The sequence below is a fragment of the Otoolea muris genome (genome assembly GCF_943193115.1).
In the GTDB taxonomy this organism is placed as follows: domain Bacteria; phylum Bacillota; class Clostridia; order Lachnospirales; family Lachnospiraceae; genus Otoolea; species Otoolea muris.
Window position 1 is genome coordinate 1 of the sequence record NZ_CALPCY010000109.1, and the last position, 4,836, is coordinate 4,836.

Annotated in this window: 5 protein-coding genes; all 5 read left to right on the forward strand. The window is 49.9% G+C overall.

From position 1 onward, the window contains the following. Positions 1–259: 259 nt before the first annotated feature. The 5 genes from NFS31_RS26145 (at position 260) to NFS31_RS26970 (ending at position 4,723) form a co-directional block, all read left to right on the forward strand. Positions 260–1,207 (forward strand): hypothetical protein, encoded by a 948-nt coding sequence (locus NFS31_RS26145; protein WP_251501836.1) that lies wholly within the window; start codon positions 260–262, stop codon positions 1,205–1,207. A gap of 650 nt (positions 1,208–1,857) precedes the next feature. After that, on the forward strand, positions 1,858–2,430 hold the full coding sequence (locus NFS31_RS26150) for a hypothetical protein (RefSeq protein WP_251501838.1): 573 nt from the start codon (positions 1,858–1,860) through the stop codon (positions 2,428–2,430). Positions 2,431–2,489: 59 nt separating this feature from the next. Further along, on the forward strand, positions 2,490–3,818 hold the full coding sequence (locus NFS31_RS26155) for a hypothetical protein (protein ID WP_251501839.1): 1,329 nt from the start codon (positions 2,490–2,492) through the stop codon (positions 3,816–3,818). Then, positions 3,815–4,507, forward strand: a complete 693-nt coding sequence (locus NFS31_RS26160; RefSeq protein ID WP_251501841.1) for a hypothetical protein — start codon at positions 3,815–3,817, stop codon at positions 4,505–4,507. The genes NFS31_RS26155 and NFS31_RS26160 overlap by 4 nt, the downstream gene beginning before the upstream one ends. Positions 4,508–4,600: 93 nt before the next feature. Then, positions 4,601–4,723: a hypothetical protein gene (locus NFS31_RS26970; protein WP_275563933.1), complete on the forward strand. Its 123-nt coding sequence runs from the start codon at positions 4,601–4,603 to the stop codon at positions 4,721–4,723. The last annotated feature ends 113 nt before the right edge of the window (positions 4,724–4,836 follow it).

The window sequence follows — 4,836 nt, forward strand, 5'->3', positions numbered from 1 at the left end:
GATACATATGCAGATATTAAAAATGCAACTACATTTGTCGGAGGAATATGGCACGAAGACTGCTTTGAAGTTTCCTGCTTTGAGTAAAAACATATGCATCTTTATTTATATGTGGTTTAAGATATACAGGACAGGAATAAGCGTGTGGGAAGCGTCTGCCTGAATTTCCAGTATACAAAAAGAGATAAGAAGAAATACCTTGAGATGAGAGACATCTTATTTGAAGCATCATTATCTGCAGGGCAGGAAAGGCTGGTAAATGGACATGAAAAAATATTTTATAGTATCAGGGCTGACTGCCGCGCTGTGCTCCTGCGCGGCCTGCGGCCCGCCTCCCGCAAAACGCAATTTCAATGAGACAGAGTATTCCCGCGAAAGTGAAGAAAGCAGCCTGCAGGATACCATATCATCTGAACAGGAATACGCGGAAGTATTTCTGGAAGAATCCTTTGCGACAGAAGAGGAGCTTCAGACGCTTAAAGCGATGATGGAGGAAATCGATTTTACAGATATCCAGGATTTCCCGGTCGATCCGCAATTATACGGGCCGGAAACCGATCGTGTCTACAAAGAGGCGTTTTATAAAGCGCTTACGGAGCAGACACCTGTAAAAAGCTACAGAGACAGGGGTGCAAATAAGGACGGGCGGCAGACATATTACCGGGAACTCGTGCGGGGGCACAAGCTTGCGATGATGAACGACAGCGAATTTCTGGATGTCTTAAAAAATCTGGGATACCACTATCTGGACTGGGAAGGGGACGGCCTCCCGGAGCTGGTAGTCCATTTAGACGGGTTTACGGTATTAAAATACGAAGCGGAGGAGGATGCGGTGTATGTATTGGAGAGGCAGGACGCAAAATCCGATTTTCTGGGGAGCAGCCAGTGGGCTGAATATGATTCCGGAGGGGCCGGCCACTGGGTATATGATTATGAGTCGATGGACAGGGAAGGAGACAAGACGTATTTCGTGGCTATGGTTGACCTGGCGATGAGCGGGGAACCGTTTGATTATTGGGGGTTCATGTCTATAAACGGAGTGGATAGGATAAATATAAAGGTAACAAAGGAATACTGGGAGGAAATGACAAAGGATTTTCTGCATATAGTCAGATATGCGGATCAATATGCGCCGCCGTATATGACGTTTGAAGAGATATTCGGGACATCGTACGGGCAGGGAGTAAGGGAAGAGTCAACAGATTAATAAGGGAGGGCGGCATGTCAGGGAGGATTCAGGAAATGGGGCAGTCGATCCGGGAGTACAGGGCATAGCGGGCGGAACGAAAGCGCCGGTATCTGAAAGGCTGCTATGAAGAGATGAGGGCAGAATTCCGTGGGCAATTGAGATTTCTGGAAGAGGAACAACGCCGAAAGTTAAGATTATAGCCTGAACTGTGTGGAAGTCAACTATGAGACTCAAACGCGTGGAGAGGATATGGTACAGTGAAAGTGAATCGAATAAAAAATGTAATCGTGTGGAGTTTGCTGGTTTCTGAGGTTTTGTATCTGTCGGGCTGCGAAAAAAGCTCCGGATTTAATATACCCTGTCATGTCCGGGCCGCGCTCCTTGAAAATTATATGGCGGAACCGGTTTCTAATTTCATTGGATATGTAACAGATGTCAGACGGAAATCCGATATAGAGACACACAGACATATCGATCATTTTCCAGATCTTATGGTATTTGCAGAACCGGAGGAGGTAGAACTAATCCGGGATATACATAACGAAATAGGGTTTACCGCAGAATATAAAGTGGGAAACGAAGAAATCCGTGAATGTTACAGGAAAAAATATGAGCGGCTCCTGAGGGAAGGTCTGATTGCTTACAGAAAAGACGGGGGAAGCAGCATCATGGAAGACAGATATGATTTAGAGGAGCTCGTGACAAACAGTCCTGACATGTATTTTTTTGATATGGATGAGGACGGCGCGCCGGAACTGTGCATTGCAGATACAGCCGGGACATTTGTATGTAAATATGATCCTGAAACGGATGGTTATGTCTCCTGGTATGACAATATAACTTCAGGCGGATGCATATTGGGGAGCAGAAAGATAGGATATACCCATAATGACGATGAAGAATATTTAAACCAGATGGATAAGGATGGACAAATTGAAACGAGGATCGAGTATGCTGCGTTAATGCACCCCCAAAGATACATTGTATCGATTCCAGGATATATGGAACGTCTTCAAAAGGGGCAGATACCTGAATCAATGAAAAGAAAACTGTATTATGATGGGCAGAATTATTTTATACGTGTAACAAAAGAACAATATAAGGATCTGATAAAGGGACTCCATGATGCCAGGAAACAGGCAGAAGAGCATACCGTACCGCTGTCATATTTTATAGAAGACATTGAAAATGAAGAATATCAATCGAAATATAACCTTAATTATAAACATAAACACCAATAAACAACCCGCCCCAATTAAAAATCTGAAAATCAGTCTGACAGCACAACAGGAGGAACCACATGGCAGGATGGTTTGAACACAACATGTCCGCGATCCGCGAATACCCCTTTGACTTTGACCGCTACCTTGAAGAGCGGCTGCGGGAGATAAATGACCTGGACGAGAGGCGCTTCACAAAGGAGCTCCTCCTGAACGGACTGGGCCGGGTGATCGGGTGCATGGAGGAAAAATACAAAAAGCTGGAACAGCGCATCTTTGAGGAAATGGAAATCCGCGCAAACCAGTATGGGACAGTCATGACCATTGTCAGGCGGGAGCACTACGACCCGTCCAACGAAACGCTTTACCCGGTGCTGGAGGCGGACTTAAAACCGGACAGCCTGGCAAAAGCCCTGTCAGACGACGGGCGCAGGTTCGTCGAAACCATCTTCTTAGAGGCGGACGACACGGTGCAGCAGGCGTTCGCCGCGGCCGGCCGCTTCCCGGGGAGCGGGACGCCCGGGGCGGGAGGGAGGATGTTCAGTGTGCGGCCCGCGGCGCGCTACCGGGAAGCGGTGGAACGGCTGTACCAAGTGTTCCAGGACAACCATATCCCGTGGCAGACGGTCCATATGGGATACCTGGACAAATTTTACGACGTGTATGCCGAAGCCTACGGCTGGGGCGGCCCCGGGACAGCCGGGGAAGGGCCGCAGCCGGAGGCTGTTTCCGTTGACTACGGGGAATACGCGCCGTACATACGCCGCTCCATGATCCCCCTCTGGAACATGGAACAGCTCCCCTTTGACAGCACGCAGTTCATGGTCCCCTGCACGGACGGCATTTACTACGAGCATGAATTCCCGCTGCAGGGCCGCGGGGAAACGGACGGCTACCTGGCGATCTCCAATGAAGACATCCTGGAGATTCGGCATGAAAAGAAAAAGATCATCCTCAAGACAAAAAAGGAGATCTTCGAGGGCTGGCGGATCCTGCATATGATCCAGAAGCCCGCCGCGCGCTCCCTGGACTATGACGCGCCCTTTTTGAGCAACCACAGGAAGGACAGCTTCATCCGCCGCTATGCGGAGCATAACGGGAGCCGGCTGATGACCAAAACCGATCTGTTCCGCCGGATTATGGAGCTGGATACCGGGGATTTCATCGAGGCGGCGGGCTATGAAATCACGGACTGCGCCGGGGAAGCCCTGCTGGCCCCGGACATGAACTGGTTCGCGCGGGATGAGCTGTTCCCCATGGAGGGCCGTAAGACGCTGGCGCTGAAATTCAAAGAAAAAAAGCCGGGGCACTACTTAAATGGCAGCATGGCGCGCTTCGTCCTCTCCCAGCTCCAGATGGAGATCGGCGAATACCGCTGCGCCGGGATGCTTGAGGGAGGTATACAATGAATTATGCGTGGGAAGCAGCCCTGGCGGCGGACCGGGCGGGGCTTGCAAGGGAAGCGGTCCGTTACGTCCCGGCGCGGGACGGGAGCCCTTATACGGAGATCGTACAGGAAACCATCAACAGCCGGGACATCGAACAAAACGAGGTCAGGCTCAATCCCCTGTACCGTTTTTCACGGGAATTTGCCGCCCTGTTTGACATCAACATAACGGATTATGAGGCAAGCCGGCGGATCTTTTTCGATGCGTGCATGCAGTATTTCATCCGGCTTGACCTGCGCCAGGGGCTCTCCAGGCAGGAGTATGCCCTGCGCTTCCTCCTTGATGATTTGCTGGACGGGGTATGCGGCAGCCAGGCGGGCGCTGTGATAAAGCGGTTCCCCAAAGAAAAGCTGCGCCGCCTGCTGAGGCTGGTATTAAAGCTGTACCGGTGCGGGAGCTCCATTTACCTGTTCAAAGAAGCCATGCGGCATATGTACCCGGATTCCCTGGTTTACGCCGGCAATGAGGCGGCGCGCGAGGTGCTGGTCTATGTGGGGGTAAAGGAGAATGGGGAGGAACAGGAGAGGCTCGAATTCCTGCGGGATATGTTCCTGCCGGTGTATTATGAGGTTTACCTGTTCTGGGATCACCATTTTGGGATCATTGACGTGGATGAGACGATGGAAATGGATGAGATGGTATTGTTTTGAGGGGATTGGAGGATGGGATAAAATTGACCTTGCAGGCTTTATGCCGGGGCGGGGGTGAGAACGCCGACAAAACCAGGAGAACTCCATGTCACGATGTCTAATACGTTTCCTACTATATCGCTGGGAAATATCTTTACGAGCGACTGGGATTTTATCTATCGGCAATGGAAAAAAATATTTGACGAATGGGAAGAATATTACCAGACGACTCTCTAAAGGAATGTACGGAGTACAGAAAAAGAAAGGCGGGAATTATAGTAAATGACGTTAATTCTTTCCGTTTGACTCTAGGAAAAAGAGCATAAAGTAGCAAGCTTGTCATTGGGCTT